Origin of the sequence: Natranaerobius thermophilus JW/NM-WN-LF (assembly GCF_000020005.1) — a bacterium.
GTDB classification, from domain to species: Bacteria; Bacillota; Natranaerobiia; order Natranaerobiales; family Natranaerobiaceae; genus Natranaerobius; species Natranaerobius thermophilus.
Map to the genome: position 1 here is coordinate 3081478 of NC_010718.1, position 26134 is coordinate 3107611.

The 26134-nt window shown below is 37.6% G+C and carries 30 protein-coding genes; 4 read left to right on the forward strand and 26 right to left on the reverse strand.

The window, feature by feature from the left end; genetic code table 11:
* Positions 1–8 precede the first annotated feature (8 nt).
* The 7 genes from atpH to NTHER_RS14390 form a co-directional block, all read right to left on the reverse strand.
* Complete coding sequence (atpH, locus tag NTHER_RS14360) at positions 9–548, reverse strand: ATP synthase F1 subunit delta (protein ID WP_012449226.1); 540 nt, start codon at positions 546–548, stop codon at positions 9–11.
* Positions 545–1033: a F0F1 ATP synthase subunit B gene (atpF, locus tag NTHER_RS14365; protein WP_012449227.1), complete on the reverse strand. Its 489-nt coding sequence runs from the start codon at positions 1031–1033 to the stop codon at positions 545–547. The genes atpH and atpF overlap by 4 nt, the downstream gene beginning before the upstream one ends.
* Positions 1034–1051: 18 nt before the next feature.
* Positions 1052–1312 carry an ATP synthase F0 subunit C gene (atpE, locus tag NTHER_RS14370; protein WP_012449228.1) on the reverse strand — a complete coding sequence of 87 codons (261 nt, stop codon included), beginning with the start codon at positions 1310–1312 and terminating at the stop codon, positions 1052–1054.
* Between the two features lie 72 nt (positions 1313–1384).
* A complete protein-coding gene (gene atpE, locus NTHER_RS16555; protein ID WP_012449229.1) occupies positions 1385–1942 on the reverse strand; it encodes an ATP synthase F0 subunit C in 558 nt (185 codons plus the stop codon).
* Positions 1943–2004: 62 nt separating this feature from the next.
* Positions 2005–2658, reverse strand: a complete 654-nt coding sequence (gene atpB, locus NTHER_RS14380; protein WP_012449230.1) for a F0F1 ATP synthase subunit A — start codon at positions 2656–2658, stop codon at positions 2005–2007.
* A gap of 33 nt (positions 2659–2691) precedes the next feature.
* Positions 2692–3084, reverse strand: coding sequence for an ATP synthase subunit I (locus NTHER_RS14385; RefSeq protein WP_012449231.1), 393 nt, complete (start codon positions 3082–3084; stop codon positions 2692–2694).
* A complete protein-coding gene (locus tag NTHER_RS14390; RefSeq protein ID WP_158438306.1) occupies positions 3081–3296 on the reverse strand; it encodes an AtpZ/AtpI family protein in 216 nt (71 codons plus the stop codon). The genes NTHER_RS14385 and NTHER_RS14390 overlap by 4 nt, the downstream gene beginning before the upstream one ends.
* Before the next feature lie 377 nt (positions 3297–3673).
* Between NTHER_RS14390 and sdaAB the strand changes: the two genes are divergently transcribed.
* Together sdaAB and sdaAA are read left to right on the forward strand one after the other, a co-directional pair.
* Positions 3674–4339 (forward strand): L-serine ammonia-lyase, iron-sulfur-dependent subunit beta, encoded by a 666-nt coding sequence (gene sdaAB / locus NTHER_RS14395; RefSeq protein ID WP_012449232.1) that lies wholly within the window; start codon positions 3674–3676, stop codon positions 4337–4339.
* A gap of 35 nt (positions 4340–4374) precedes the next feature.
* On the forward strand, positions 4375–5289 hold the full coding sequence (sdaAA, locus tag NTHER_RS14400) for an L-serine ammonia-lyase, iron-sulfur-dependent, subunit alpha (protein WP_012449233.1): 915 nt from the start codon (positions 4375–4377) through the stop codon (positions 5287–5289).
* Positions 5290–5310: 21 nt separating this feature from the next.
* Here sdaAA and wecB read toward each other — a convergent pair whose 3' ends face one another.
* The 8 genes from wecB to NTHER_RS14440 all read right to left on the reverse strand — a co-directional run bounded on the left by wecB (position 5311) and on the right by NTHER_RS14440 (position 12896).
* Positions 5311–6492: a non-hydrolyzing UDP-N-acetylglucosamine 2-epimerase gene (wecB, locus tag NTHER_RS14405; RefSeq protein WP_012449234.1), complete on the reverse strand. Its 1182-nt coding sequence runs from the start codon at positions 6490–6492 to the stop codon at positions 5311–5313.
* The gene (locus NTHER_RS14410) at positions 6473–6937 is read right to left on the reverse strand and encodes a deoxycytidylate deaminase (protein WP_012449235.1); all 465 of its coding nucleotides are present in this window, start codon (positions 6935–6937) and stop codon (positions 6473–6475) included. The genes wecB and NTHER_RS14410 overlap by 20 nt, the downstream gene beginning before the upstream one ends.
* Positions 6938–6951: 14 nt before the next feature.
* Positions 6952–7581 carry a uracil phosphoribosyltransferase gene (gene upp / locus NTHER_RS14415; RefSeq protein ID WP_012449236.1) on the reverse strand — a complete coding sequence of 210 codons (630 nt, stop codon included), beginning with the start codon at positions 7579–7581 and terminating at the stop codon, positions 6952–6954.
* Between the two features lie 87 nt (positions 7582–7668).
* The gene (locus NTHER_RS14420) at positions 7669–8907 is read right to left on the reverse strand and encodes a serine hydroxymethyltransferase (RefSeq protein WP_012449237.1); all 1239 of its coding nucleotides are present in this window, start codon (positions 8905–8907) and stop codon (positions 7669–7671) included.
* Between the two features lie 14 nt (positions 8908–8921).
* On the reverse strand, positions 8922–9410 hold the full coding sequence (gene rpiB, locus NTHER_RS14425; RefSeq protein ID WP_012449238.1) for a ribose 5-phosphate isomerase B: 489 nt from the start codon (positions 9408–9410) through the stop codon (positions 8922–8924).
* 94 nt (positions 9411–9504) lie between these two features.
* Positions 9505–11172 carry a methyl-accepting chemotaxis protein gene (locus NTHER_RS14430; RefSeq protein ID WP_012449239.1) on the reverse strand — a complete coding sequence of 556 codons (1668 nt, stop codon included), beginning with the start codon at positions 11170–11172 and terminating at the stop codon, positions 9505–9507.
* A 24-nt stretch (positions 11173–11196) separates the two neighbouring features.
* The gene (locus NTHER_RS15485; protein WP_012449240.1) at positions 11197–11748 is read right to left on the reverse strand and encodes a low molecular weight protein arginine phosphatase; all 552 of its coding nucleotides are present in this window, start codon (positions 11746–11748) and stop codon (positions 11197–11199) included.
* A gap of 44 nt (positions 11749–11792) precedes the next feature.
* A complete protein-coding gene (locus tag NTHER_RS14440) occupies positions 11793–12896 on the reverse strand; it encodes an L-threonylcarbamoyladenylate synthase (protein ID WP_012449241.1) in 1104 nt (367 codons plus the stop codon).
* 142 nt (positions 12897–13038) lie between these two features.
* On the opposite strand from NTHER_RS14440, the gene larB reads away from it, so the two are divergent.
* Together larB and larC are read left to right on the forward strand one after the other, a co-directional pair.
* On the forward strand, positions 13039–13803 hold the full coding sequence (gene larB / locus NTHER_RS14445) for a nickel pincer cofactor biosynthesis protein LarB (RefSeq protein ID WP_012449242.1): 765 nt from the start codon (positions 13039–13041) through the stop codon (positions 13801–13803).
* A 32-nt stretch (positions 13804–13835) separates the two neighbouring features.
* Entirely contained in the window at positions 13836–15071 is a 1236-nt protein-coding gene (gene larC / locus NTHER_RS14450) for a nickel pincer cofactor biosynthesis protein LarC (RefSeq protein ID WP_041367227.1), read from the forward strand.
* Positions 15072–15159: 88 nt separating this feature from the next.
* Here larC and larE read toward each other — a convergent pair whose 3' ends face one another.
* From larE to rho, 11 genes are all read right to left on the reverse strand, one after another.
* Positions 15160–15996: an ATP-dependent sacrificial sulfur transferase LarE gene (gene larE, locus NTHER_RS14455; protein WP_012449244.1), complete on the reverse strand. Its 837-nt coding sequence runs from the start codon at positions 15994–15996 to the stop codon at positions 15160–15162.
* The gene (locus NTHER_RS14460; RefSeq protein ID WP_012449245.1) at positions 15971–17326 is read right to left on the reverse strand and encodes a YibE/F family protein; all 1356 of its coding nucleotides are present in this window, start codon (positions 17324–17326) and stop codon (positions 15971–15973) included. Before NTHER_RS14460 ends, larE begins: the two co-directional genes overlap by 26 nt.
* Before the next feature lie 5 nt (positions 17327–17331).
* On the reverse strand, positions 17332–17781 hold the full coding sequence (locus NTHER_RS14465) for a Fur family transcriptional regulator (RefSeq protein WP_012449246.1): 450 nt from the start codon (positions 17779–17781) through the stop codon (positions 17332–17334).
* A gap of 59 nt (positions 17782–17840) precedes the next feature.
* Positions 17841–19451: a Na/Pi cotransporter family protein gene (locus NTHER_RS14470; RefSeq protein WP_012449247.1), complete on the reverse strand. Its 1611-nt coding sequence runs from the start codon at positions 19449–19451 to the stop codon at positions 17841–17843.
* 87 nt (positions 19452–19538) lie between these two features.
* Positions 19539–20234, reverse strand: coding sequence for a stage II sporulation protein R (locus tag NTHER_RS14475; RefSeq protein ID WP_158438308.1), 696 nt, complete (start codon positions 20232–20234; stop codon positions 19539–19541).
* A gap of 1 nt (position 20235) precedes the next feature.
* Positions 20236–21057, reverse strand: a complete 822-nt coding sequence (gene sigG / locus NTHER_RS14480) for an RNA polymerase sporulation sigma factor SigG (protein ID WP_012449249.1) — start codon at positions 21055–21057, stop codon at positions 20236–20238.
* A gap of 277 nt (positions 21058–21334) precedes the next feature.
* Positions 21335–22300 carry a peptide chain release factor N(5)-glutamine methyltransferase gene (gene prmC, locus NTHER_RS14485; protein ID WP_012449250.1) on the reverse strand — a complete coding sequence of 322 codons (966 nt, stop codon included), beginning with the start codon at positions 22298–22300 and terminating at the stop codon, positions 21335–21337.
* A 19-nt stretch (positions 22301–22319) separates the two neighbouring features.
* A complete protein-coding gene (gene prfA / locus NTHER_RS14490) occupies positions 22320–23393 on the reverse strand; it encodes a peptide chain release factor 1 (protein WP_012449251.1) in 1074 nt (357 codons plus the stop codon).
* Complete coding sequence (locus tag NTHER_RS14495; RefSeq protein WP_012449252.1) at positions 23387–24274, reverse strand: DUF1385 domain-containing protein; 888 nt, start codon at positions 24272–24274, stop codon at positions 23387–23389. Before NTHER_RS14495 ends, prfA begins: the two co-directional genes overlap by 7 nt.
* Before the next feature lie 60 nt (positions 24275–24334).
* A complete protein-coding gene (gene rpmE, locus NTHER_RS14500; RefSeq protein ID WP_012449253.1) occupies positions 24335–24535 on the reverse strand; it encodes a 50S ribosomal protein L31 in 201 nt (66 codons plus the stop codon).
* 99 nt (positions 24536–24634) lie between these two features.
* On the reverse strand, positions 24635–25879 hold the full coding sequence (rho, locus tag NTHER_RS14505) for a transcription termination factor Rho (protein WP_012449254.1): 1245 nt from the start codon (positions 25877–25879) through the stop codon (positions 24635–24637).
* Positions 25880–26134: the final 255 nt, after the last annotated feature.

Sequence of the window (26134 nt, forward strand, 5' to 3'; positions counted from 1 at the left end):
CCTTCACCTCAACTTGTGATAGTTGTCTTTTTAAGTTGTTCTCGGAGACTATTTAACTGACCCTTTAAGCTATAATCAAAGACTCGGTCCCCGATTCTCACAACTATGCCACCAATGATAGATTCATCAGTAGTAGTTTCAATTTCTACTTCTCCTTCAGACATTTGGGCAAGTAAATCTTGAATTTTTTTAAGTTCATCTTCATCTAAAGGTATTGGGGTTTTCACTTCACATAAAGTTCTATTTTCTTCAGTTCTAACAAGGTCTAAGAAAGTATCGTGAATTTCCGCTAATTCATCAGTTCGTTTATTGTCAATTAAAACTTTTAGATAATCTCGTATTTCTTGCTCTAAATCTGCAGTTAGCTCATCGGCAACTTGTTTTTTTTCTGCAATATCAACGACAGGATAAGATAGAAGTTTAAAAACTTCCTCATTAGACCGAAGCCTTTCAATCAATTGATTAAAAGATTGAGTTATCTCATTAATTTTTTCCCGTTCTTTTGCTAATTGAAATAAAGCCTCGGCATATCTTTTTGGTATTATCATGATACCCTACCTACCTCTTTTAGATATTTTTGCACAAGTTTTTTCTGTTGATCCTTGTCAATGGTGTCATTAAGAACTCTTTCAGTTATTTGAATGGTTAGGTCGGATACTTCGCTTCTAAGTGATTCAATTGCTTTCTTTTGCTCTTGATTGATTTCTTCTCGAGCGCGGGCAATCATATCATCTGCTTCTTGTTTCGCTTCTTGTTTCGCTTCTTTAATAATTTCCTCTTCCCGCTGGCGAGCTTGTTGAATAATTTCTTGAGCTTCGGATTTGGCACCACGAAGTTTTTCATAATACTGTTCCTTTAGCTTTTCTGCCTCTTGCCTTTCTTTTTCCGCATCTTCTAAATTCTGCTTAATTTCATTTTTCCTGTTTTCCATAAACTCCCCAATTGGCTTAAAGAGAAACCGTTTCAAGAGATAAAACAGGACCAGAATATTTACTATGGTTAACACAAATGTAACTAAATTCGGATCTACCAAGGTCTTTCGACCCCCTTTCTACAGCATACCGATCAATGGATTAGCAAATAGAAGTAACAATGCAATAACCAAGGCATAAATACCAGTTGTCTCTGCAACAGCAGCACCTAGTAACATGGTCCTGATAATATCACCCTGGGCATCAGGTTGTCTTCCAACTGATTCAGCACCTTTACCAGCGGCAAAACCCTGTCCTATTCCTGCACCGATACCAGCAATCATTGCCAGGCCAGCACCGATTGCACTAGCTGCTAGTACTAAAGATTGACCATCAATCATGTTAAATTCCTCCTTATCAAATAATTTCTTTTGATCAGACAAACAAAATAAAACCTGAAAATCAGACCTGACTTACACTATGGCAAGTAAGGGATTTGCAAAAAGTAATAACAATGAAATTACTAGGGCGTAAATACCCGTAGTTTGTCCAACAGCCTGACCTAAAAGCATCACCTTAACAATATTGCCGTGATGTTCTGGTCTAACTCCAACTGTTTCAGCCCCTTTTCCTGCAGCATAACCTTGACCAATACCTGGACCTATTCCTGCTATCATTGAAAGTCCAGCTCCAAGACAAGAAGCTATTAAGACAAGGGCTATACCTCCTGCTCCTAATAAAGGATTGGCAAATAACAGAATAAGGGCCACAACTAATGCGAAAATACCAGAAGTTTCAGCAACAGCTGCTCCTAAAAGCATTACCACTGTTACTTGTCGACCCCTTTTAGGATTAGTACCTACAGATTCTGCCCCCTTTCCAGCAGCAAAACCTTGGCCTATCCCGGGGCCAATCCCGGCTATCATTGCAAAACCAGCGCCTATAGCACTAGCTGCTAGCACCAGGACATGAGTATCAAATTCTAACAACCATTCTAAAAAAACATTGATGAAATCTAAAGTGCCTTCCACATTTCATTACCTCCCTTCTTAGGGGTTAAGACAGTGGATATTTTTAAGAACCAGTTGCCTGTTTAATCTTCTGCTAAAGATATATAAGTCATTGTTAGCATAACAAAAATGAAGGTTTGAATAATTCCGGCAAAGATATCGAAATACATGTGTGGTAAAACTGGTATCAGGATAGGAGCAAAAGAATAAATAAGTGCCATTATGATAAAGGCTCCTACCATATTCCCGAATAAACGGAATGCCAGGGAAAATGGTTGAGCTATTTCACTGACTAAATTTAATGGCAATAAGAAAGGCAATGGTTCCGCAAAGCTTTTCATATAACCGGCAGCTCCCTTACTCCTGACTCCACTGTAATGGACTAAAACAAATGTGATCGCTGCCAAGCCAAATGTGGTATTAACATCGGATGTGGGAGGACGAATGTTTAATAGCCCAGTTAAGTTAGCAATAATCAGGTAAAGGGTTAAAGTTCCCATGTACGGCAAGAAAGCTCTGTTTTTTTCGCCCATGGTACTATCTACCAGCCACTCAATCCCTTCATAAACTAATTCCATGAAATTTTGTAGGCCTGATGGTATTTTTTCCAAGTTTCTAGTAGTTATAATGGATATTATAACTAAAAAGGCCATAATTACCCAGCTGACTATAATGGTTTCTGTCAGAGCTCCAAACTCAAATTCCACAATTTCGCGTGGAGCAAAATCGGTATCCACTAGCAATCCCCCTTCCTGCGCATATGCGCTTAATTAGTTCTTATTTTCTTTACTTTTATTTTTTAGAAAACCTAGTACTAGGTATTCCCAAAGAATAGCTAGTTTTGGAATAAATAATGCCAGTATCGCACCGAGTATGTGTATATCTTCCCTCATAGCTGCAATGTACATTGCTAAAAAAATTATAAAAAACCTCAGCATATAGTGTGCAACAGCATAAAATTTGGCCTTTTGGGGTGAAAAACCAACAGAATTTTGCACAGTTTTAGCCAAAAGTAACCAGTTTATAATAGCTATAATAGTACCATAAAATAATCCAAAAGCGAATTCTGAATATCCAAAACCAAAGGTGAATGCTATGATAACGAAGGAGATTAAAGCAGTTTGTTTGATAACTTTTAATTTAAGCTCAATAACTTGATTCATATTTGCCACCATTTCGAAAGTAATTTATAAGCACTGTATAGACCACCCAAAAGACCAAACAAGGCCAGTGCAATTATATATCCACCTGATATATCAAACCTGTCTTGTAAAATCGAACCAATAAAAAAAGCACCAAGAACAGGAGTGATAATCACTAAACCAACTTGGCCTAAAACAGCCAAGTATTTAATATTATTCCAAATGAAAATCACCTGCCAGACTATTCACAAAACACCATTAATTTCCTGGCACACAGTACATCAACGGCGCTTGTGAATATTGTATCATATTCTCTGTGTTAATTCAATTAGTTATTCAGAAGAGAAAAAGCAAAAGAAGATAAATTCCGAAGATAATTTTCTAAGATATGAAATTTTCTGTATTGTTTTAAAATCCGTATACTTTAACACACATTCTATATTATATTAAAAATACCTTCTTTTTATTACGTGGGAATCCATTTATAAAATGTATATATGTACTAGTTTTAATAAAAGCTTTTACAAAAACCTACCTTTAAGTTAAGATACCACATATGCGGTAATTTTATCAAGCATTAGCAAATTAAATCTATAAGAGGTGATTATATATGAATACGAGCGTTTTTGATGTGTTGGGGCCTGTTATGATAGGTCCATCTAGTTCACATACAGCGGGAGCATGTCGTTTGGGTTTAATGGCAAGAAAAATACTGCAAGATGAGCCAGTACAAGCAACAGTATTCCTTCATGAATCCTTTCAAAAAACTAGATACGGTCATGGTACTGAAGTGGCCATTCTTGGTGGAATATTGGGAATTGCCCCGGATAACGAACAATTAAATGAAGCCAAGGAAATTGCTAAATCAAAACAAGTCTCTTTTTTATTTCAGGAGAAAGATTTAAAAGGAGAACATCCTAATTCATGTCAAATTAACTTAACAGCTCCAGATGGTAACCAGGTTACAATTGTTGGTTCTTCACTAGGTGGGGGTCTGATACAGATTTCACAAGTTGATGACTTTAATGTTAAGTTGTCAGGACAATACCATGCCTTAATAACCAAACATTTGGATCGTCCAGGATTAGTTTTCCGAATTACAAGATATCTTTCCGATCAAGAAATTAATATTGCCTATATGCAAGTTTCACGGACTAGAAAGGGAGATACAGCATCTTTAATACTTGAAACTGATGATCCTATTTCCGAGTCTATTAAAGATAACTTAACCCAGGACGATGATATAGAACAAGCAAGAATTATTCAGCCGCTATAGATTTAACTAGAACTCAATGATTAGGAGGGATAAATATGAGCCATAACAATATCAGAGAAAGTTACAAAAACGGAAAGGACTTCGAATTTAATTCTTTAAGAACCTTGAAAGACTTGGCCAATCAGCATAATAAAAATATATCTTGGATAGTTAAACATTATGAAGCCCAAACTGCACAACAGGATGTTAAAAAACTTGAGAAATTAATGGATGACCGTATTAGGATTATGGAAGATTCTGTAACAAAGGGGATTGAAGATCCGAAGCGCTCCTTAGGAGGATTAATAGGTGGAGAAGGTAATAAAATGACTCAATATATAGAGCAGAACACTCCTCTAATGGGTAGCTTAGGCGGCCTCGCTTTATCTAGGGCCCTAGCAGTTTCAGAGGTTAATGCATCTATGGGAAAAATTGTGGCCTCTCCTACTGCAGGTGCCTGCGGAATTTTACCAGGAGTTTTATTGACAGTATCTGAACACAAAAATCTTAGCCGGAAACAATTAATTGACGGCTTCTTTACGGCCTCTGGCATTGGAATGGTTGTTGCTGAGAAAGCAACAGTAGCTGGAGCCGAAGGAGGATGTCAAGCCGAATGTGGTGTTGGTGGTGCCATGGCAGCTGGTGCAGCAGTTGAACTAATGGGAGGTAGCCCAGAAATGGTTTTAAATGCTGTAGCTATTAGCTTAAAAGGTGTTTTAGGTCTAGTTTGCGACCCTGTGGGGGGATTAGTGGAGGTGCCCTGCCAAAAGAGAAATACCATGGCTGTATCTCAAGCTTTAGCTTCTGCTGATATGGCTTTAGCTGATATAAAGAGCGTAATACCAGCTGATGAAGTAATTGAAGCTATGTATGATATTGGTAAAAGTCTGCCTCCAACTTTACGAGAAACAGCTGAAGGTGGCCTGGCTATTACACCTACAGGACAAAAAATTAAAGAAAAACTAGATTAAAAAAGTCAGCCCGGATAACAATTATACCGGGCTGACTTTGTAATCTGGTTCTGGGGCATCTTTATGGCCATAATAATGTTCAATAGCAGAAACAATTCTTGAAGAGGCAAAACCGTCTCCATAAGGATTGTCTTGTTTGCGCATGGTTTCATAAAGTTCTTTATCTGTTAGCAATTTCTTGGATTCTTGATATATTCGCTCTTGTTCACGTCCTATGAGCATAACAGTCCCCTGTTTCAATCCCTCTTCTCGTTCTGTTTTTTCTCTCACTACTAAGACAGGAACTCCAAAGGAAGGTGCTTCTTCTTGAATTCCACCTGAATCAGTTAACACCAGATAACTTCTAGCGATTAGATTATGGAAGTCTCTTGTTGGTAAAGGATCAGTTAATATTATCCGATCATGATTTCCAAGAATTTCGTATGCTGTTTCTCTCACCGCAGGATTTCGATGAACGGGAAATACTACCATAACATCTTGAAATTCATCTACTAATTTCTTAATTCCTTTAAATATATTTTTCATAGGTGCACCCCAGTTTTCTCGGCGATGAACTTCTAAAGTTATAAGTTTTTTATTAGCTGTTGTGCGATTAGAGAGAGAAGGTAAATCTAAGCTGGCAAGTTTAGGATCTTGAAATTGGTATTGGGGTTGAACTGATGTCTTCAAAGCATCTACGACAGTATTTCCAGTCACAAAAATCTTATTTTCGGAAATCCCTTCAGTTAATAAATTGTTCTTCGCCTTACTTGTGGGTGCAAAATGAAGATCAGCCAAGGGACCTACCAAATTTCTGTTCATTTCTTCTGGAAATGGAGCATATTTGTCCCATGTTCTCAATCCCGCTTCCACATGTCCTATAGAAATCTTTTGGTAATATGCAGATAAGGCCGAGGCAAAAGTAGTAGTAGTATCTCCGTGTACTAGTAGCAGATGAGGGTTCATATCTTGGAGAATTTGTTCTAATTTTAAAATTACATTAGAAGTGATTTCTGAGAGGCTTTGTCTAGTTTTCATTATGTCCAAATCGTAATCGGGCTCAATTTTAAAAAGATCTAGCACCTGGTCCAGCATTTCTCTGTGCTGGGCTGTTACCACCACTGAAGATGTCAGATTAGGAGAAGATTCAATGGCGGAAACCAGGGGGGCCATTTTGATAGCTTCTGGCCTTGTTCCAAAGACGCTAACAACCCGGTGTTTCATTACCATACCTCCTGACTTTAATACCTGCTTCGGCAAGTACTTCTTTTGAAAGTTCATCTGGATAGCTCCGTTCAGCTACTATTTCACTCACGCCGGCATTTACCAGCATTTTGGCACATAAAGAGCAAGGAAAGTCAGTAGTATAAAGGGTGCTCCCCCGAGTGGTTACACCATGAAGTGCCGATTGAATAATGGCATTTTGCTCTGCATGAAGGCCTCTACAGATTTCATGGCGTTCCCCCGAGGGAACGTTTAATTCCTCTCTAAGGCAACCTGTTTCACTGCAATGAGGTAGATCTTGAGGGGCACCATTATAGCCCGTAGCCAATATTCTTCTTTCACTAACCATGACAGCTCCAACCTGACGTCTCAGGCATGTAGATCTTTTTTTGACAGTTCCGGCAATTTCCATAAAATAGCTATCCCAATCGGGTCTTTGTCTCATAGTTATCACTTCCGTTACTTAGTTCCAAATAGTCGGTCTCCAGCATCTCCAAGACCAGGTACTATATAAGCCTTCTCATTGAGTTTTTCGTCTACTGCACAAGTCCAGATATCCACATCTGGATGAGCTTTTTGAAGTTCCTCAACCCCTTCGGGGGCTGCATTAATGCACATAAATCTAATATTAGTACCGCCCCGATCCTTAATGAATTGAATGCTAGCTTTAGCCGATCCTCCTGTAGCAAGCATGGGATCTAAAACTATCAATTCGCGCTCGTGAATATCCTGGGGTAGTTTACAGTAATACTCTACTGGTTGAAGGGTTTCTGGATCCCTATACACCCCTATATGACCAACCCGAGCCGCAGGAATTAAATTTCGAACACTCTCTACCATTCCAAGACCTGCTCGCAAAATAGGTACTAATCCCAGCTTTTTTCCGGACAAAATGCGTGTCTTTGCCGTACTAATTGGTGTTTCCACTTCATACTCTTCTGTTTGTAATTCCCTTGTCACTTCATAGGCCATCAACATTGAAACCTCATTAACAAGTTCCCGAAAAGTCTTAGAACCCGTCTCCTTGTCTCTAATAAAAGCTAACTTGTGCTGAATCAATGGATGATCCACTACATGTAATTTGCTCATACTATAACCCCCTATTTAGTCCAATTAATTTTATCCAATCTTAAATCACATCTATAATAACACAAATTTAAAGGGGATAAAACTAGATTATTGACGATACAAGGGGAATCTATGACATAAGTCGGTTACCTGTTTTTTACATTTTTCTAGATTTTCCTGATCTTCTAATCCGGTAATTACTTTATCGAGCAACTGAGCAACTTCTTTGATTTCATCTTCTGCAAAACCTCTGGTAGTAACAGCAGGTGTCCCCAGTCTCAATCCACTTGTTACAAAAGGACCTTCTGGATCATTAGGTACGGCATTTTTATTGACAGTGATATGAACATCATCCAGAACTCGTTCAGCTTTTTTACCAGTTACACCTTTTTTCTGAAGATCAACTAGCATTAGATGATTATCAGAGCCTCCTGCTACCAAATCGTATCCTAAATTATTAAGTTCATCAGCCAAAACGCTAGCATTTTTTATTACTTGTTTTTGATAATTTTTAAATTCAGAACTTAAAGCTTCCTGAAAGCTGACGGCCTTGGAAGCAATAACATGCATTAGAGGTCCTCCCTGTAGACCTGGAAACATGGCTTTGTCAATTTCTTTTTTGTACTCTTCTTTACATAGAACCACTCCACCACGTGGACCCCTTAAAGTTTTGTGAGTAGTTGTGGTCACAAAGTCAGCATAAGGGACTGGGTTTGGGTGTAGCCCCGCTGCCACAAGCCCTGCAATGTGAGCCATATCTACCATTAGATAAGCCCCTACCTCATCAGCGATTTCGCGAAAAGTAGCAAAATCAATAATGCGTGGATAAGCACTAGCGCCAGCTACTATCATTTTAGGTTTATGTTCTTTTGCCAACTCCCGGACTTTGTCAAAATCAATTTTACCTGTATCCTCTAAAATACCATAATGATGAAAATTGAAATATTTACCAGATATATTGACCGGACTTCCGTGGGTTAAATGTCCACCATGATCTAAGCTCATACCCAAGACAGTATCACCGGGCTTCAATGCTGCCAGATAAACCCCCATATTTGCTGAGGCTCCTGAATGGGGCTGGACATTGGCATGATCGGCATTAAATAGCTCTTTAACTCTACTGATAGCCAGTTCTTCTACTTTATCAACAAATTGACATCCGCCATAATATCTCCTTCCGGGATATCCTTCTGCATATTTATTCGTTAGGACACTACCTTGAGCTTCCATCACTGCCCGAGAGGCAAAGTTTTCAGAAGCTATTAATTCAATACCTTCCTCCTGTCTTTTCCATTCTTCTTCAATCCAAGAAAAAATAGTTGGATCTGTCTTTTTAACGTTTTCCATTAATGATCCTCCTTTTAAGAGTATTTTTGTTCTAACTTTGTAATTTTATTTACTCGCCTTTCATGGCGACCGCCTCCAAAGGGACTGTTTAAGAAGGTGTCAACAACTTCTAAAGCAAGACCCTTTCCTATTATTCTTTCACCAAGGGCAATAATATTTGCATCGTTATGCTCTCTTGCCATACGGGCCGAGAAACAGTCATGACAAAGGGCTGCTCTAATCCCGGGAACTTTATTGGCACTTATCGAAATACCTATCCCCGTCCCACATACTAATATCCCGTATGAAATTTCATTATTCACAAGTTTTTGTGTAAGTTTTTCTGCATAATCAGGATAATCCACCGACTCATCCTGGTAGCAACCTAAGTCTTCGATTTTTATACCTGAATCTTGTAAGTGATTTATAATCTCTTGTTTTAATTCCAGGCCACCATGATCACTGGCGATTCCAAGAATTTGACCTGTTTCAGTTAGCACTTTTTTCGGCGTTAAATATGTCATAATTATCCCCTTTCTGATTAATAGTGATCACAAGTTATATTACAGTATCTGCTTTTTATCGGATATAAACTTGTTTGAAAAAGTTTATCTAAATTTATCCTAAGAATAAATCAGCTCCCAGGACACCTTTTACACTACCATATGCATCTAAAATGGGCAGACTTACAGTTACACAGGGACGATCATTGGCCTGTGAAATATAAACATTCGAAATATATTCCTCTCCTTTAATAGCCTCTTTATACCAGGGGCGATAAGAAACATCGGAGACACCCACATCTCGAGAAATATAGACGATTTTCCCATCTCTATCGGTAGTAAATAACATTTCAACATTAGGATTATTAGCTAGTTCATTTAAATAAGGGTCTTGTTCTTGTTTGTCAATTTCAATCTCTTTCAAGTTTTCAGAGGCTTCTTGGAGTTTTTCTTTAATATCATTAATCCCATCTTGGTATTTTTGGTAGACCTCTTCACTGGCTAGAGTTTCATTCACAAGCTGCAATAGTTCCTCCGAAATCTTACTCAAATTGTCAGAAGATGTATTCATTTCATCCATTGTGGCTGTATGCTCTTGAGTAGATGCAGCGGTTTCTTCTGCCCCTGCCGCATTACTTTGAGCTATTTCGTTAATCTTTTGAACAGAATCCTGAACTTCCTGAATACTTTCTTTTAGAACCTGAGCTCCGCTCTGAACATCATCAACTTTTTCCGCTACTCTATGAACTGCAGTTACTATCTCTTTCAGAGCGTTTCTGGCTGTATCGGCATATTCAGCACCCTGGCGTGAATTGTTAACACTTTGTTCAACTAATCTATCCGCCTCATTAACCATCTCTTTAACTTTGTAAATCAAATTTGAAATCTCTTCTGCTGATTTTCCCGATTCCTCAGCCAAATTCCTGACTTCTTGTGCCACTACCGCAAAACCTTGACCTGAATCACCAGCCCGGGCCGCTTCTATTGACGCATTTAGAGCTAGGAGATGAGTTTGTTCTGATATATCAGTAACAACATTCACAATTTCAGTAATTTTTTCTGCTTGATCTGTTAGTTTCTTAATCATTTCTCTAGCCTTCTGATTGTTTTCGGCGGTTTCTTCAGAAGATTTGATTAAGTTTTCTACTTTGCTGGAACTATCTTCGATGACTTGTTCCATTTGTTCAGCTGTTTCTTGGGCACTTTTTGCATTACTTGAGATCCGTTCCACTTGTTCTAAGCGTTCATTTACTCCTTGAAGAGTCTGATCTGTTGCTTGAGACTGTTCTTCTGCTCCTGAAGAAATATCGTTGACTGTGGTTGCAATCTGATTAATAGCTTCATTAGCTTCTTCTATACCTGAAGCCAGTGACTTAGCATACTCCTGGGTTTGTTCTGCCGATATCTGAATTTTGCCTACCATTTGACGCAATGATCCAAATAACTGACCCATCCCAACTTCTATTTGCCTAATTTCCCTGATTTGTGAACTTGGTTCCACTGTCCTTAACAAATCTCCGCGAGATGCCTGTTCACAGGCCTTTAACAAATATGATAAGGGACCAAGGACTCTGGATCTTATGTAAAAATAAACTAAAAGTGCAAATACAACTGTAATGCCTACAATCACAAATATCTGCCAAGGTCTGATTACCAGCATATCTTGCACCGCTAGTAATATTGCAGAAGTCAGCAAAGGGACAGCGGCTAAAATAAACACTAATACTCCTAAAACCATACCTAAAGATTTATACTTTTTAGGATGATCCGTAGAATTTTCCAAGCCAAATCCCCCTTAAACATTAAACTAGTTATGGTTCTTCACAATAATCTCAATCAACTCTTCTAATTCAAAAAACACAGCTTGATATTCATCATAGGTTCCACCTATGGGGTCTTTAACTTCACTTTTTTCCCCATCTTTACAACTATTGATCGAAGTTGACTCGGATGTGCCTGTCTGATTTAATTCCTCAGGGTTTTCTAGTAACTTAGAGACATATTCTGTAATTAAATAAACGGACGCGTTATTATTATCAGAGCTATAATTACTTTCAACAAAATGTTTTTGCTCAGCTGTCATGGTCAGGATTAAATCAGCTTGATCCACTAACTCCTGTTTAACCACTTGCGCCCTATGCTCTGATAAGTCACCTCCTTTTGAGTTAACTATTTTCTTGGCATGTTCTGATGCTTGAGTTCCATCAACAGCAAAAATTCCTGCAGATTTTCCTTGTAATTTATCAGAAAGGCCCCATTCTTCAACTTTGTTATTAAAGATCCATTCTGCCATGGGGCTACGACATGTATTTCCTGTGCAAACAAATAATATAGTCCTAATAATAAGTCCTCCTTTCATTTATTGGATCTAGCTGTTTAATAATTGTGTAAACAAGTAGTGATTTAAAGGACTTTACCATTTGATGCCTTTAAGAGCCTATTCATAAGAGCAACACCAATTCCCTTGGGAGAAAATGTACGACATAAAATGATTTCTATTCCTTGTTGGTCCATTTCCCTAAGGGCATCGTATAAGCTATGAGCCACTTCTGTCAGTTGATCTTCATTGCCGAGGCGTCTTACATAGCAAAACTTATGAAGGTTGCCATCCTCTTCTAATAGTTCATTAGTCAACAATATTCCGATCCTATAACCCTGCTTTGAAAAATCATTTGCATATTCATACATTTTATGTAAAAGCTTGTGTCCACTACCTTCCACCAGATATAACTCACCTTGAGGAGAATAGTGTCGATATTTAACACCTGGTGATTTAATGGAATTTTTATCCTTTGTAATCATTTCGTCACAACTTGATTGATTTCCTTCCGCGTAATAATCCTCCTCTGATCCTGTATACAAAAAGGTATCCTGACAATAATCAAGGGCAGAAGCAAGTTGTTCTGCTGTGATTCCTCCTGGGCGCAACACCTGATAAGGTTTCTCGGAAAGATCAATCACAGTTGATTCCAAACCAACCCCTGTTGTTCCTCCATCTATGATCATGTCTATTCGACCGCTAAGATCGAGTTCCACATGGGCAGCTGTTGTTGGACTGGGACGTCCTGATAAATTAGCACTAGGAGCAGCCATGGGAACCTGAGCTTCCTGGATTAAAGCAAGGGCTACGTTATGATCCGGCATTCTAACCGCTACTGTATCTAAACCTCCAGAGGCCTCCCTTGGGACAATATTTTTTTTAGGTATAATCATAGTCAAGGGACCAGGCCAAAATTTTTCGGCTAAAAAAAAGAATTCTTCAGGTGGAAAGCCTAGTGTTTCAACTTGATTGACAGAGTGCAAATGTAAAATCACCGGATTATCCAATGGGCGGTTTTTTGCCTGGAATATTTTTTGTATTGCAGCAGGACTAAGTCCATTCCCTCCTAGTCCATAGACAGTCTCTGTTGGAAAGGCGACTAAACCGTTCTGGCGGACAATTCCTGCCGCTTGTTTTATAATAGTTTTATCTGGTTTTATTTTGTCGACTTTTTCAAACTTAGTCATTTTTTATCACTTCCTTATTGCAAGCTTTTTGATTCTCTATGATTTTCTACATTTATTAATTATTTCCTGTTAATTGACCCATTTTTCACCATGACATATAATTTTAATAGTGACGATAACGAAAAACTGAGAGGTGAAAGCTTTGAAAAGAGAACAAATATTGGAAATCTTAAATAAAGTTTCTAGTGGTAACTTAGAACCAGAAGATGCTGCCAATAAAATTAAGCAAACAGCTTTTGAAGACCTAGGTTACGCCAAAATTGACCATCACAGAAGTCAAAGGCAAGGATTCCCAGAAGTAATTTACTGTCAAGGTAAAGAGCCTCATCAAGTAGCAGAAATATTTCAAAGTCTTGTAAAACATAACGATAATGTACTGGCTACCAGGGCGAGTGATAAAATATTCAACAAAGTACGCCATTTAATACCACAAGCTAGATACAACGATCTCGCTAGAACTATTATATACCAAAAAGAAGCTTGTAAAACACCAAATTCAAAGTATGGGAAAGTGGCCCTAGTTTCAGCAGGGACATCCGATTTAGCTGTCGCAGAAGAAGCATTTGAGACTGCTCAAGTTATGGGAGCTCCTGTTGAAAAGTTTTACGATGTTGGTGTTGCGGGAATTCATCGCTTATTAAATTTTTATGATCAGTTGACAGAAGCTAGTTGTGTAATAGTAGTAGCGGGCATGGAAGGAGCCCTTGCTAGTGTAGTAGGAGGACTTGTTGATGTACCAGTAATAGCTTGTCCTACAAGCATAGGCTATGGTGCAAATTTTAATGGATTGAGTTCCATGTTAACAATGTTAAACAGCTGTGCTTCGGGAGTAAGTGTAGTCAATATTGATAACGGTTTTGGCGCTGGTTATCAAGCCGCTTTAATTAGTAAACTGGACACAAGATAAGCAATTTAAAACAAAGGAGTGTAAGATTACATATGGAGAAAATTCTATACCTCGATTGTTTCTCGGGAATTTCTGGGGATATGTTTTTGGGTACAGTAGTAGATCTAGGAGCTTCTTTAGAAAAAATTGAAGCTTCTTTAAAAGAACTTCCACTGCCTGATTTTAATTTAGAAAGTGAACAAGTTAGTTATAATGGCATTACAGGCACAAGTATTCATGTCCGAGTTCCTAAAGAAAATGCCCACCGACACCTAAAAGATATCCTCAAATTAGCAGATGAAGGTCCATTTAATGATAATGTGATTGATAATATTCATTCTTTATTCCACAATCTAGCCCAGGCAGAAGCTAAAGTTCACGGAACAAGTCCAGAAAAAGTCCATTTTCATGAAGTGGGAGCCCTGGATTCTATTATTGATATTTTTGGTTCAGCCATTGGTCTGGATCTGTTAAATATTAACAAAATTTATTCATCTCCAGTTCATTTAGGTACTGGCTTTATTGAATGCGAACATGGAAAAATTCCCGTACCGGCACCTGCTACTTTAGAACTTTTATCCTATAAAAATGTCCCAGTTTATTCTCAAGGCATTCAGAGCGAGTTATGCACCCCTACCGGGGCCAGTATTTTAAGCAGCCTGGCTGATGGCTTTGGCCCATATCCTGAAATGAATATTATCAAAACTGGTTACGGTGCAGGAAAAAAACAATTGGAACAACCCAATTTGTTGAGAGGAATATTGGGAACGGAAGTTATATCTAATAACTCGGATAAAGATCTCAATAACAATTCCAAGGAAAAACTAATACATGAAAATTGCGATAGAGTATTTGTATTGCAAGCCAATATTGATGACATGAATCCAGAATTCTATACTTATTTAATGGAACAGGCCTTTGAATACGGAGCACTAGATGTTTTCTTTACACCTACACAAATGAAAAAGCAAAGACCTGGAACTCTAATTGAAATACTATCACCTCCTGATAAGGTGAATCAATTAAGAGAGCTCATGTTGAAAGGGACTACCACTTTAGGAGTCAGAAGTTCTTTAATGGAAAGAGTTAAACTAACCAGACATCAAGATGAGGTAACAACTTCTTTGGGCAAAGCAGTTATCAAAAAGGGTATTAAAGATGGAAAGGTTTATAATTGGGCACCTGAATTTGAAAGTGTTAAGTCCTTAGCAGCTAAACATGGTCTCCCTATTAAAGAAGCTTATCAAATTGTGTGCAGTGAGTACCAGCCAAATCCAAATATTCCATAGTAAAATATCCAGGGTTTTTGACAAACCCTGGATATTTTTTATTAACTTGTTGTGTTTAATTTACTTTTATGACAGTTTAAGATTTTGGTTAAGAGCTTTGCAATTCTTCATTCATACTTCCCGTTCGATATCCCTCTAAATCTAAAGTGACTTTTTGAAAGCCCAAATTCTTCAATTCTTGTGAAATGTATTCACTATGCTTAATGGCGATATCGAACTCTTCTTTGCTCAACTCAAGGCGTGCCATACCTCCGTGGTATCTAAGCCTAAATTGGGAAAAACCTAGCTCATCTAGGACATCCTCCCCTTTTTCAACTTGGTCAATTTTTTCTCTCGTCAATTCTTCACCGTAAGGGAATCTTGATGAAAGACAGGCCATAGCTGGTTTATTCCAAGTGGGAAGCCCTAGCTCTTTAGATAACTGACGAACATCTTCTTTGGTAAATCCGGTTTCTTTCAATGGGCTTTGCACTTGTAGCTTGGCAGCTGCCTCCAGGCCAGGGCGAAAATCGCCCCCATCATCGTAATTGGACCCGTCAAGAACATAGCTAAATCCATAACTTTTTGCTATCTCCCAAAGATGGCTGAACAACTCCTGTTTACAGTAGTAACATCTATTGGGGGGATTTTTTCGAAATTCTTCTTGTAGTATCTCTTCTGTGTATATCGTTTTGTGTTTAGCACCAATATCTTCAGCTAATTCTTTTGCCCTGTCAAGCTCACGTTCGGGAATGGTTTCTGAAGTTGAGGTAACAGCTAACACCTGATCAGATAAAACTTCTTGAGCCACTTTCAAAAGTAAAGTACTATCAACTCCACCTGAAAATGCAACAACAGCACCATCCATTGTGCTTAAATAATTCTTTAATTTTCGATGCTTCTCCTCTAATCCCATTTTATCATTCGCTCTTTGTTTTTGGCTCATCACGTTTAGCCCTCCTTTTATTATCGGGGGTTAACATAAATCCGGAAGCTAGAGAAGTCAATGGAATAACTACCAGCAGTCCAATGGAACCGGCTAAAGCTCTAATTATTTCCGTTGCCATCAAATCCATATTAACAATTTCAATATAGCTCATATCATATAGAGTCAACAACAGTAGTAGCGGCATAGCGCTCCCTGCATAGGCGAGAATTAAAGTATTGGCCATGGTTCCCATAATATCTCGACCTATGTTCATCCCTGCCTGAATCAATTGGGAACGCTGAACCCTGGGATTAATTTCAACCATTTCCTGACAGGCTGAAGCTATACTCATACCAATATCCATAACAGCTCCCAATGCACCTATAATAATTCCAGCAAATAACAATCCTTGTAAGTCCAGGTCAGCCACATCGGCAAATTGGAGCATCTGGGCTTCTTCACTAGATAATCCCGTAAGAGAAGCTTGGTTTCCAACATATAAAGCCAGGAAACCAGCAACGATTAATCCTCCAATTGTACCCAAGACTGCAATTATTGTTTTTTTAGCTAAACCACCAATAACTGTGAGAGTGACAACTGCCACAAAAGTACTTATTAACACACTTAAAATAAGTGGATTATATCCCTCCAAAATAAGAGGCAGTAGCACTTTAATTACCATAAAGCCAGTGAAAACAAGAGTAAGGATAGTCTTAATACCCGTGACGCCACCAATGAGCAGTATCAAAACCAAAAATGATCCTAAAGCGTAATATATATATCTATCCCTGGCCACATCGTATAATGTCAGCTCCAATATTTCTCCATTCTGATAGTTGGCAGCTAATAATACCTCTTGATTTTCTTCTAAGTGGATATCATATTGAGGGTTACCTGTTATAATATTTTCTATTTCACGAGTTTCCCCCTCTAAGGGGCCAGAGGTTAGTTCAACTTCAGCATATTGAGTGTCAGAAAAGAACCCATCTGTTTGCGCATCGCCTTCTCTTTCTTCAATGGACAAAACACGACCTCTAAATATTTCCATCTCTTCTTCAGGAATAACTTCCGCTTCGGGGTGTGGAGACTCCCCTTTTTCTTGTGTGGGGTCCACAGAGGGAGCTTTCTCAGAAGGTTTTTCCTCAGGGGATTCCAGTTCTTTCGATTCTTTGTCTTGGTCTTTTTGTTCAGTTTGCTCATCTGTATTTTCAATAGCTAGAACGGAATCATTAGTGAAACTAACAAAAGGTATCATAAGCTGCAAAATTAATAACATCACAAGTACTGTACACAGTTGGGCTGTTAATCTTTGTGATTTTAGCTTATTAAATTTAGGTGACCACTTCATAATTGTTAGTCCTCCCCTTCTTGGCAATCCTCACAATATCCATAAAACTCAAGTCTATGATCATAAATGCTAAAGTTATGCTCTTCTTCTATATTTTCTTCTAACTCATGAAGTAAAGAATCCATTACTTCAATGATTCGCTGACAATTCATACAAACTAAATGGTGATGATGATGTTTCATTTCCCGCTGTACTAGTTCATATCTACTTCTACCATCACCAAAGTTAACTCTATTTATTATTTTAAGTTTTTCAAATAAATCTAGGGCACGATAAACCGTTGCAAAACCAATATCATTATTTTTTTCTTGGGCATACTTAAGAATTTCTTCTGCACTCAAATGTCCTCCGTGATTTTCTAGAAAAACTTGTAAAATAGCTTTTCTTTGTGGGGTCAGTTTGTGTTCTTTAAATTTATGCTCGTACTCTTTTAGTTTATGATCATCTTTTTTCATGGGGCTCACTCCAATAAAATCAATAAGAAATTAATCAAAGTAATTTGCTAAATCAATTTTTAGTCATCACCAAAGATAGCTTCACTTAAGTTAGTTGAATGGTCTCCAATTCGTTCGAAATTACTTAAGATATCAAGATACACCACACCTGAAGAAGGATGACAGCGCTTTTCATTCAATCTCATCATGTGATGCTTTCTCAATATTTTTTCCATTTCATCAATCACATCATCATATTCAACAACTTCTCTTGCTTTTTCGTAATCTTCGTCTTCAAAGGCATTAATAGCTTTTTGGTACATTCCAGACACTTTTTCGTGGAAGTCCGAAAGTTCTTTGATAGCTGTATCACTAAACGGAAGATTATCTTCTATAATTGCTTTTGTCAGATTGACTAAATTTTCGCTATGGTCTCCTACCCTTTCAATATCGTTAATAGCGTTCATGAGAGAAGTTACTTGTTTACTTTGACTGGTAGTCAACGAACTATAAGAAATAGCCGATAAATAAGTTGAAATCTCTTTCTCTAGTTGGTCTACCACATCTTCTTTTTGCTCTACTAACTTCATTTTTCGAAAATCCTTTTCTAAAAAACTTTCATAAGCTTCATCAACCATCTCGTGAGCTAGCTTACCCATACGAATAACTTCTTTTCTAGCATTTGAAATGGCCACACTTGGGGTGGCCAAAACACGTTTATCCAAATACTTACTTCCCTGCTGGATACCTGTTTCTTCACCAGGGATAAGTTTTATTACTAAATTGACAAATTTATTAGTAAAAGGTAAAAAAACAACGGCCATTCCCACGTTAAAAATTGTGTGAGCATTTGCCACCTGTCTAGGGACTGTATCTGCTGTCATACGTACAATTTCTGAAAAAGGTGATAAAATAATTAGTATCAACAAGGTTCCAATGGTATTAAAAATTATATGCGCAGCAGCTGTACGCCTGGCAGCTAAATTTGAACCCACACTTGCAACTAAAGTGGTAGCGCAAGTACCGATATTGGTTCCTAAAATTAAAGCCACACCTGATTCAAAAGTGAGCAAATCCTGTAATGTTAAAGCAATAATTACACCTGTGGCGGCACTACTGCTTTGAACAGCAATAGTGAACATAGCTCCTGCCAGAACCCCTAAGGCCGGAAAGGCTCCAAACTGTTTCAGCATATTAATAAACATTTCCTGTTCTCTTAGGGGCACCATGGCATCACTCATCATAGTTAATCCTAGAAAAAGGATACCAAAGCCCAGGATAGATCTTCCCACGTATTTTTTCAATCGTCGCTTTGCAAAAGAATTAAGAGCCACCCCTACAGCAATGGCAGGTAAAGCAAACATACCCAGGTCAAAAGAAACTACCTGGGCGGTAATTGTCGTTCCAATATTTGCTCCAAATATAGTTCCAACAGCCTGTCCCAGGCTCATTAAGCCTGCATTTACAAAGCTGACAATCATGACTGTACTTGTACTACTACTCTGAACTAGTACAGTTAGAATGACGCCTGTAAACATTGCTATGACAGGGTTTTTTGTTAGAACTTCAAGTATATTCCTGAGCTTGTCTCCCGCAGCCTTTTGCATCCCTTCAGACATGATTTGCATGCCATAAATAAAGAGACCCAAACCACCCAAAAGGCCCACCAATACCTCTCCAATTGTTCCCACTTAAGGTACCCCCCGCTAGTTTGTTTACTATCACTCTACGCCATTATAATTTATTACACAGACTTTAGCAACCGGAAAGATCTTGATTTATGATAACAGTTCAGAAACCCATTCAAACAATACAAATTTAAGTTCTAGCTCATCACTATCCCCTTTTGTCTCCTGATCTTCTTCGGGATCTTCTAATTTCTCGTCATTCATGACTGCCAAGTCCACGTAGCATAATGGGGGGAATAGGACGCACCACCAATTGCTTCCCTGACCTTTATCTAAAGTAACAACTAGAGATTCGTACTCTCCTCCTGGTAAAACTTCAGTCCGATATCTCCTAGTTGGAAACACTTTCTCCTTTAGGGATAAGTTAACATCATGGTAATAACCGTTATTTACTAAGTGATTTTCCATTTCCTCCTCAAGTTCATCCTTATGGGTTTCTATGTAATTAGTAAATGCCCTTCTGTTTTTTATCTCCCTGTTTTTCATTAATTCTCCTATTAGCCAATTTCTAACTTTTTCCTTAGCATCTTGATCCTGTTCCAGATCACTATTTGGTATTATATGTAATCTAAGTATATCTTCATCAACTTGATTTTGAGACTCATGCCTATGGCCAATAGAGTTCGTTAACTCTTCTACACCTAGAAACAGTGAGTGGGTAGCAAAAAATACTCCCAAAACACACATAAATATAATTAGAAATGTTCTCTTAGTTATCTTGTGCGTAATGATTAATAGTTTTGTACGGTCTGTTAACTCCCTGAATTTATTAATAAATTTGTTCATATTAATCATCTTGATTCGACCTCCCCTCCCGATTAGCTGCCACTTCTTCTTTAACTAGTTTTCTCAACTGTAATAAAGCTGATTTCTCCAAACGAGAAACCTGGGCCTGAGAAATATTTAACTCATCTGAAACTTCTACCTGGGTTTGTCCTTTAAAAAATCTGCGGTTGACAATATTCCTTTGTCTCTCCGGAAGCTTAGCAATGGCTTCTTTTAAAGTCATATTTTCGACCCAGTTTTCAAGTCGTTCTTCTTCGTCTTTAATTTGATCTACCAACAGCACGGGGTCTGTGCTATCCGAATAAACGGGATCATATAAACTTAAAGGTTCAGAAGAAGAGTTCAAAGCCTCCACAAGCTCTTCTCGGCTAATATTCAATTCACTGGCAAGTTCTTCTATTGTAGGTTCATAAGGTTTTTCCTTTCGCAGCTTTTCTTTGGCTTTCGCCGCCTCTTGACCAAGCAATTTCAAACTTCTACTGACTCTCATGGGACTATCGTCTCTTAGATATCTTTTTATTTCTCCCATAATCATAGGAACAGCATAAGTAGAAAATTTAACACCTTGTTTGGGGTCAAAATTATCCACGGCTTTAACTAAACCTAAACAACCTACTTGAAATAAGTCGTCCAGGTTTTCTCCCCGATTTTTAAACTTATTAATCACGCTCAATACCAGTCGCAAATTACCGTTAATTAACTCTTGTTTGGCTTGTTCATCTCCCTGCTCTAACCTCTCAAAAAGTTTTTGAGTTTCTTCAGATGAAATAACTGGTAATTTGTATGTATTTATACCGCTCAGAGTAACTCTTTGTAACTTCATTATACAACCCTCCCTATTAACAAAAAGGCAAGGGCTTTTAAGCCGGCTCAAAAGCGCCTCTATACCAGAGTATTGCCAGTTTTTTCAAAAATTAGACATAAAAATTACAAATAACTTAAAAAATTTTTCACAGTTCACTCGTTAGAAGTACTGTTAAACACAAGAATCTATTTATTGAAAGTTTTTCAGTATCAACGACTAAATATAACAGCACATAAATTAAAAAACCGGCGGTTTTCCCGCCGGTAAATCTTAATAAGTTGCAATATTTAGTTCATTAACCAAATGGTTCGTATCCTCTACTAGCTGCAATCAACCGTGGTCGCCCTGCCAAATCTTGTTCACTTGTCACTACAAGGTTTTGAGTTGAAAGCATATTTTCAACCTCTTCTTGCTGATCTTCGCCAATCTCAAAGATAAGTACCCCATCCTGGGATAGATATTTTTTAATCTGTTGCGAGATTTTTTTATAATAATATAGACCATCTTCCCCTGCTAGTAGGGCATGAGCTGGTTCCAACTTAACCTCTTTAGATAGTGTCGAGTAATGTTTTGAAGAAATGTAAGGGGGATTAGCTGTTATTAATCGATAATTATCATCCGAAGTATTAGAAAATAAATCACTTTTAACAAACTTACATTGAGATAGCAAACCTAAATTGGAAGCATTAATATGGGCTATCTCTAAGGCTTTATCCGAGATATCTGATAGAGTTAGTTCTAAATTTTGCCCATACATTTTGTTAAAATAATAAGCAATTGAAAGGCCAATGTTGCCACTACCTGTACAGATATCCAATATTTTAATAGGAGAATTCAGTTCATTAAATTGTAATTCCTTTTTATTATTAGGATTATCTTTCAAAATAATTTTTCCAAGACAATTTAAAGCAAATTCCACAACCACTTCTGTATCAGGTCTGGGAATCAACACATTTTCTGTAACAGTAAATTCAAGTCCCATAAACTCTCTTTTTCCCGTTAAGTAGGCATAGGGAGTTCCTTCAGATCTTTTAATTACGAGTTCTTTCAATTCCTTGTACTGACCACTGCTCAGATGTTTTTCCGGATATGCTAATAATTTGCTTCTATCCCAATCTAAGATAAATGCTAATAAGAAATCTGCTTCTTTAATGTAATTTTCAATCTTGGCTCTTTTTAAATAATCAGAGGCCCATTTTCGGGCCTCTGCCACTGTCACGTCATTTTCTCTATTTTCATATTCGGCTTCGTAGTCTTTCATTTTTACACCTTCCCATAGTTTAGGCTCCCATTTTTTTCAATTGTTCAGCTTGTTCTGTAGTTATTAAAGCATCAATTAATTCATCGATTTCGCCTTCTAACACTTGTTCCAGTCTATGAGTTGTGAAGTTTATCCTGTGATCGGTAATTCGCCCCTGGGGAAAGTTGTAAGTTCTTATTCTTTCGCTCCTATCGCCACTTCCCACCTGACTTTTTCGTTCTTCTGCCTCTTGCTGTTGTTGTTCCTCCAGATACATATCATATATTCTAGCTCGCAATACTTTCATGGCTTTATCTCGATTCTTATGCTGAGATTTCTCATCCTGGCAACTAACAACAACTCCAGTTGGTTCATGGGTGATTCTAACTGCCGATTGTGTGGTATTAACACTTTGCCCTCCTGGTCCTGTAGCACAAAATGTATCTATTCTGAGTTCATTGGTATCAATTTCAATTTCTACATCTTCCGCTTCAGGCAATACAGCAACAGTAGCAGTTGAAGTGTGAATCCTACCAGAAGATTCGGTAGAGGGCACTCGCTGTACCCTGTGGACACCACTTTCAAATTTTAGACGCGAATAAGCATTTTTACCTTCTATCATGAAAACAATCTCTTTAAAGCCACCCATATCTTTCTCATGACTATCCATTATTTCTGTTTTCCAGTTCATTATCTCAGCATAGCGGGTATACATACGATACAGATCCGCAGCAAATAAAGCTGCTTCATCACCACCCGCTCCGGCTCTAATTTCAACAATTACGTTCTTTTCATCATTGGGATCTTTGGGCAATAACAGAATTTTAAGAGAGTCATAGATCTCTTGCATTTGATTTTCCAGTCGAGGAATTTCATCCTTTAAAAATTCTTCCATATCCGGATCTTCATCATTTTCTTCTAGCATTTCCTTAGCCTCTTCAAATTCTTGTTTTGTTTCAAGATATTGTCGATATTTATTAACGATTTCCTCAAGAGATGCATGTTCTTTAGAATATTGTTTTAACTTTTCAGGGTCATTTATAACTTCAGGATCTGACATTAAATCTTCCAGTTCCTGATATCGTTTTTCTATACCTTCTAATTTATCTAGCATGGATTCACCTCTCTTTCCTCACTTTCAGAAATCAAGTTGTTTAAAGCAGTCAAAGCCACTTCTATCTGCTCAGCATCGGGTTCTCTCGTTGTAAACTTTTGTAAAAACAATCCTGGTACTGATATCAACCTAGTAAAAGTGTTTTTCTTTTTTCCAGCCAGTCTAATAACTTCATAAGAAATTCCTGCAACCAGCGGAAGTATTGCTAATCGAATGACAAATCTCATAAGTAAATTGGGCCAGCCAAAAAAAGAAAACAAAATAATACTAGTCAACATAACGATCAACAAAAAGCTGGTACCACATCTAGGATGTAATGTAGTATATTTTTTGGCATTGTCTATGGTTAATTGCTCTCCCGCTTCATAACAATGAATAGCTTTATGCTCGGCACCATGATATTGAAAAACTCTTTGAATATCTTTCATCCGGGAAATCAACAGGACATATCCCAGGAAAATGCTAATTCTGATTAGACCTTCACCAAGGTTTATTAGAAGAGGTGTTTCAATAGGGCCCTTAACTATTCCCATAATGAAAGTAGGTAGCAAAAAAAACAAGCTGACACCAAACAGTAAAGATACAAATACTGTCAGAAAAAGTTGGAAATCAGTAAGTTCCTCTTCCTCTTCTTCCAAAACTTGGTTAGCAGAATAAGTTAGGGTTTTAACACCCAATACAAGAGATTCAAAAAATGCCACCATACCACGTAATATCGGTAATTTAAATAGGGAAAACCGCTCTCCTAAAGATACTATGGGTTGACATTTTATTGAAATGTTGTCTTCTGCCTGTCGAACTGCTATGGAGAGTTTTCCCTTAGATCGCATCATAACACCTTCGATGACAGCCTGGCCACCAATGTGTTCTTTTTGATTCATATAACAACCTCCTACAAAAAGAGCAGAGCTATTACGCCCTGCTTCTCACGAATCCTTGTTTTATTCAAGGCCATATTTTCTCTTAAATTTCTCAACTCTTCCACCGCTATCTACTAACTTTTGCTTCCCTGTAAAGAAAGGATGGCAACTGGAACAAATTTCAACTTTTAGCTCTTCTTTAGTAGACCCGGTTTCAAAAGAGTTACCACAGGCGCAAACCACTTTGGCCTTTTTGTATTCTGGATGAATTTCTCTTTTCATTATATTTCACCTCGCTCATATAAATTCAAGTTAGAATATTATTTTCAAATTCGCAACCATTATCATAACACAAGTCCCTTCTAAGAGCAACAGCCCATTTTACATATGATGAAGATTCTTTAAAAATTCATCATTGTTTGAAGTTCGTTTTAATTTTTCTCCTACAGTTTCTAAGAATTCTTCTGGACTAGCATCCATCATAGCTCGCCTGAGAGTCCAAATTAACTCTAAATGTTTTTTATCTTGTAACAGCTCTTCCCTTCTGGTACCAGAACGTGAAATATCAATAGCTGGAAATATTCTTCTATTAGCCAGTTTTCTACTCAAGTGAAGCTCCATATTACCAGTACCTTTGAATTCCTCATAAATTACGTCATCCATACGACTTCCAGTATCAACTAGGGCAGTAGAAAGTATTGTTAAACTGCCTCCCTCTTCTATATTTCTGGCAGCTCCAAAGAATTTCTTTGGTTTGTGTAGAGCTGAAGGGTCAATACCTCCAGATAAAGTTCTGCCACTGGGGGGAATTACCAAGTTATAAGCTCGAGCCAGACGTGTCATAGAATCCAACAAGACTACAACGTCCTTTTGGTTTTCCACCATGCGCTCAGCCCGTTTCATAACTAGTTCAGCAAGTTTGACATGATTTTCAGGATAATTATCAAAGGTAGAACTGACCACTTGAGCATCAACAGACCTTTCTATATCAGTAACTTCTTCTGGACGCTCGTCAATTAATAAAATTATAATCTCAGTTTCTGGATGGTTTTCAGCTATACAATTGGCTAGCTGCTTAAGCAACACAGTTTTACCTGCTTTAGGAGGACTAACTATCATCCCTCGCTGTCCGCGCCCTATTGGTGAGAATAAATCAATCATGCGAGGTGCTAACATATCTTGCCTAATTTCTAATCGAAAAGGGGCATCTGGGTGAATCGGGGTAAGGATAGAAAAATCTTTTCTTGTTTTTGATTCTTCAGGGGGACGTGAATTCACAGCTTCTACATGCAACAAAGCCATATATTTTTCATTATCCTTGGGTGGACGCACTTTACCAGAAACCAGATCGCCAGTTTTTAATCCAAATCTCTTGATTTGAGATGCCGAAATATAAATATCATTACTACCAGGAGTATAGCCGTCCGGTCTTAAAAAACCATATCCGTCGGGCATAATTTCTAAAACACCTTCAGAAAAATTATAACCATCTTTTTCAGTATAGCTTTCAATTAATTTAAAAATTAAATCACTTTTTTTTAATCTAGTATAGTTTTTCACGCCATATTTTTTGGCAATTTCATGTAGTTCAGATACTGTTTTTTGTTCTAAATCTTTAATATCCAATTTTTATTACCTCCTTAAAAACTACCCCAACCTAATTACGAATATTACCTTGTAACATCTTTTAACAAGGTAAAATCAATTAAAACATAAAATTTTAAATTGATGTATAGATTGACATAATAGGGAAACTATTGGGTAAGAAATTATTCTTCAGAATGGGGATAAACAACAAACCTCACTTAACGAGTATAAATTATTTATTTAAAATAAACTAAATGTAACAGGCGCCTATTTAAAATAGGTTAAGTGGGGATT

Coding starts and splice junctions, on each gene's coding strand:
- atpH (WP_012449226.1), bottom strand. CDS start 548: ATGATAATACCAAAAAGATATGCCGAGGCTTTATTTCAATTAGCAAAA.
- atpE (WP_012449228.1), bottom strand. CDS start 1,312: ATGATTGATGGTCAATCTTTAGTACTAGCAGCTAGTGCAATCGGTGCT.
- NTHER_RS14385 (WP_012449231.1), bottom strand. CDS start 3,084: ATGAATCAAGTTATTGAGCTTAAATTAAAAGTTATCAAACAAACTGCT.
- sdaAB (WP_012449232.1), top strand. CDS start 3,674: ATGAATACGAGCGTTTTTGATGTGTTGGGGCCTGTTATGATAGGTCCA.
- sdaAA (WP_012449233.1), top strand. CDS start 4,375: ATGAGCCATAACAATATCAGAGAAAGTTACAAAAACGGAAAGGACTTC.
- wecB (WP_012449234.1), bottom strand. CDS start 6,492: ATGAAACACCGGGTTGTTAGCGTCTTTGGAACAAGGCCAGAAGCTATC.
- NTHER_RS14410 (WP_012449235.1), bottom strand. CDS start 6,937: ATGAGACAAAGACCCGATTGGGATAGCTATTTTATGGAAATTGCCGGA.
- upp (WP_012449236.1), bottom strand. CDS start 7,581: ATGAGCAAATTACATGTAGTGGATCATCCATTGATTCAGCACAAGTTA.
- NTHER_RS14420 (WP_012449237.1), bottom strand. CDS start 8,907: ATGGAAAACGTTAAAAAGACAGATCCAACTATTTTTTCTTGGATTGAA.
- rpiB (WP_012449238.1), bottom strand. CDS start 9,410: ATGACATATTTAACGCCGAAAAAAGTGCTAACTGAAACAGGTCAAATT.
- NTHER_RS15485 (WP_012449240.1), bottom strand. CDS start 11,748: ATGAAAGGAGGACTTATTATTAGGACTATATTATTTGTTTGCACAGGA.
- NTHER_RS14440 (WP_012449241.1), bottom strand. CDS start 12,896: ATGACTAAGTTTGAAAAAGTCGACAAAATAAAACCAGATAAAACTATT.
- larC (WP_041367227.1), top strand. CDS start 13,836: ATGGAGAAAATTCTATACCTCGATTGTTTCTCGGGAATTTCTGGGGAT.
- larE (WP_012449244.1), bottom strand. CDS start 15,996: ATGAGCCAAAAACAAAGAGCGAATGATAAAATGGGATTAGAGGAGAAG.
- NTHER_RS14460 (WP_012449245.1), bottom strand. CDS start 17,326: ATGAAGTGGTCACCTAAATTTAATAAGCTAAAATCACAAAGATTAACA.
- NTHER_RS14465 (WP_012449246.1), bottom strand. CDS start 17,781: ATGAAAAAAGATGATCATAAACTAAAAGAGTACGAGCATAAATTTAAA.
- NTHER_RS14475 (WP_158438308.1), bottom strand. CDS start 20,234: ATGAACAAATTTATTAATAAATTCAGGGAGTTAACAGACCGTACAAAA.
- sigG (WP_012449249.1), bottom strand. CDS start 21,057: ATGAAGTTACAAAGAGTTACTCTGAGCGGTATAAATACATACAAATTA.
- prmC (WP_012449250.1), bottom strand. CDS start 22,300: ATGAAAGACTACGAAGCCGAATATGAAAATAGAGAAAATGACGTGACA.
- prfA (WP_012449251.1), bottom strand. CDS start 23,393: ATGCTAGATAAATTAGAAGGTATAGAAAAACGATATCAGGAACTGGAA.
- NTHER_RS14495 (WP_012449252.1), bottom strand. CDS start 24,274: ATGAATCAAAAAGAACACATTGGTGGCCAGGCTGTCATCGAAGGTGTT.
- rpmE (WP_012449253.1), bottom strand. CDS start 24,535: ATGAAAAGAGAAATTCATCCAGAATACAAAAAGGCCAAAGTGGTTTGC.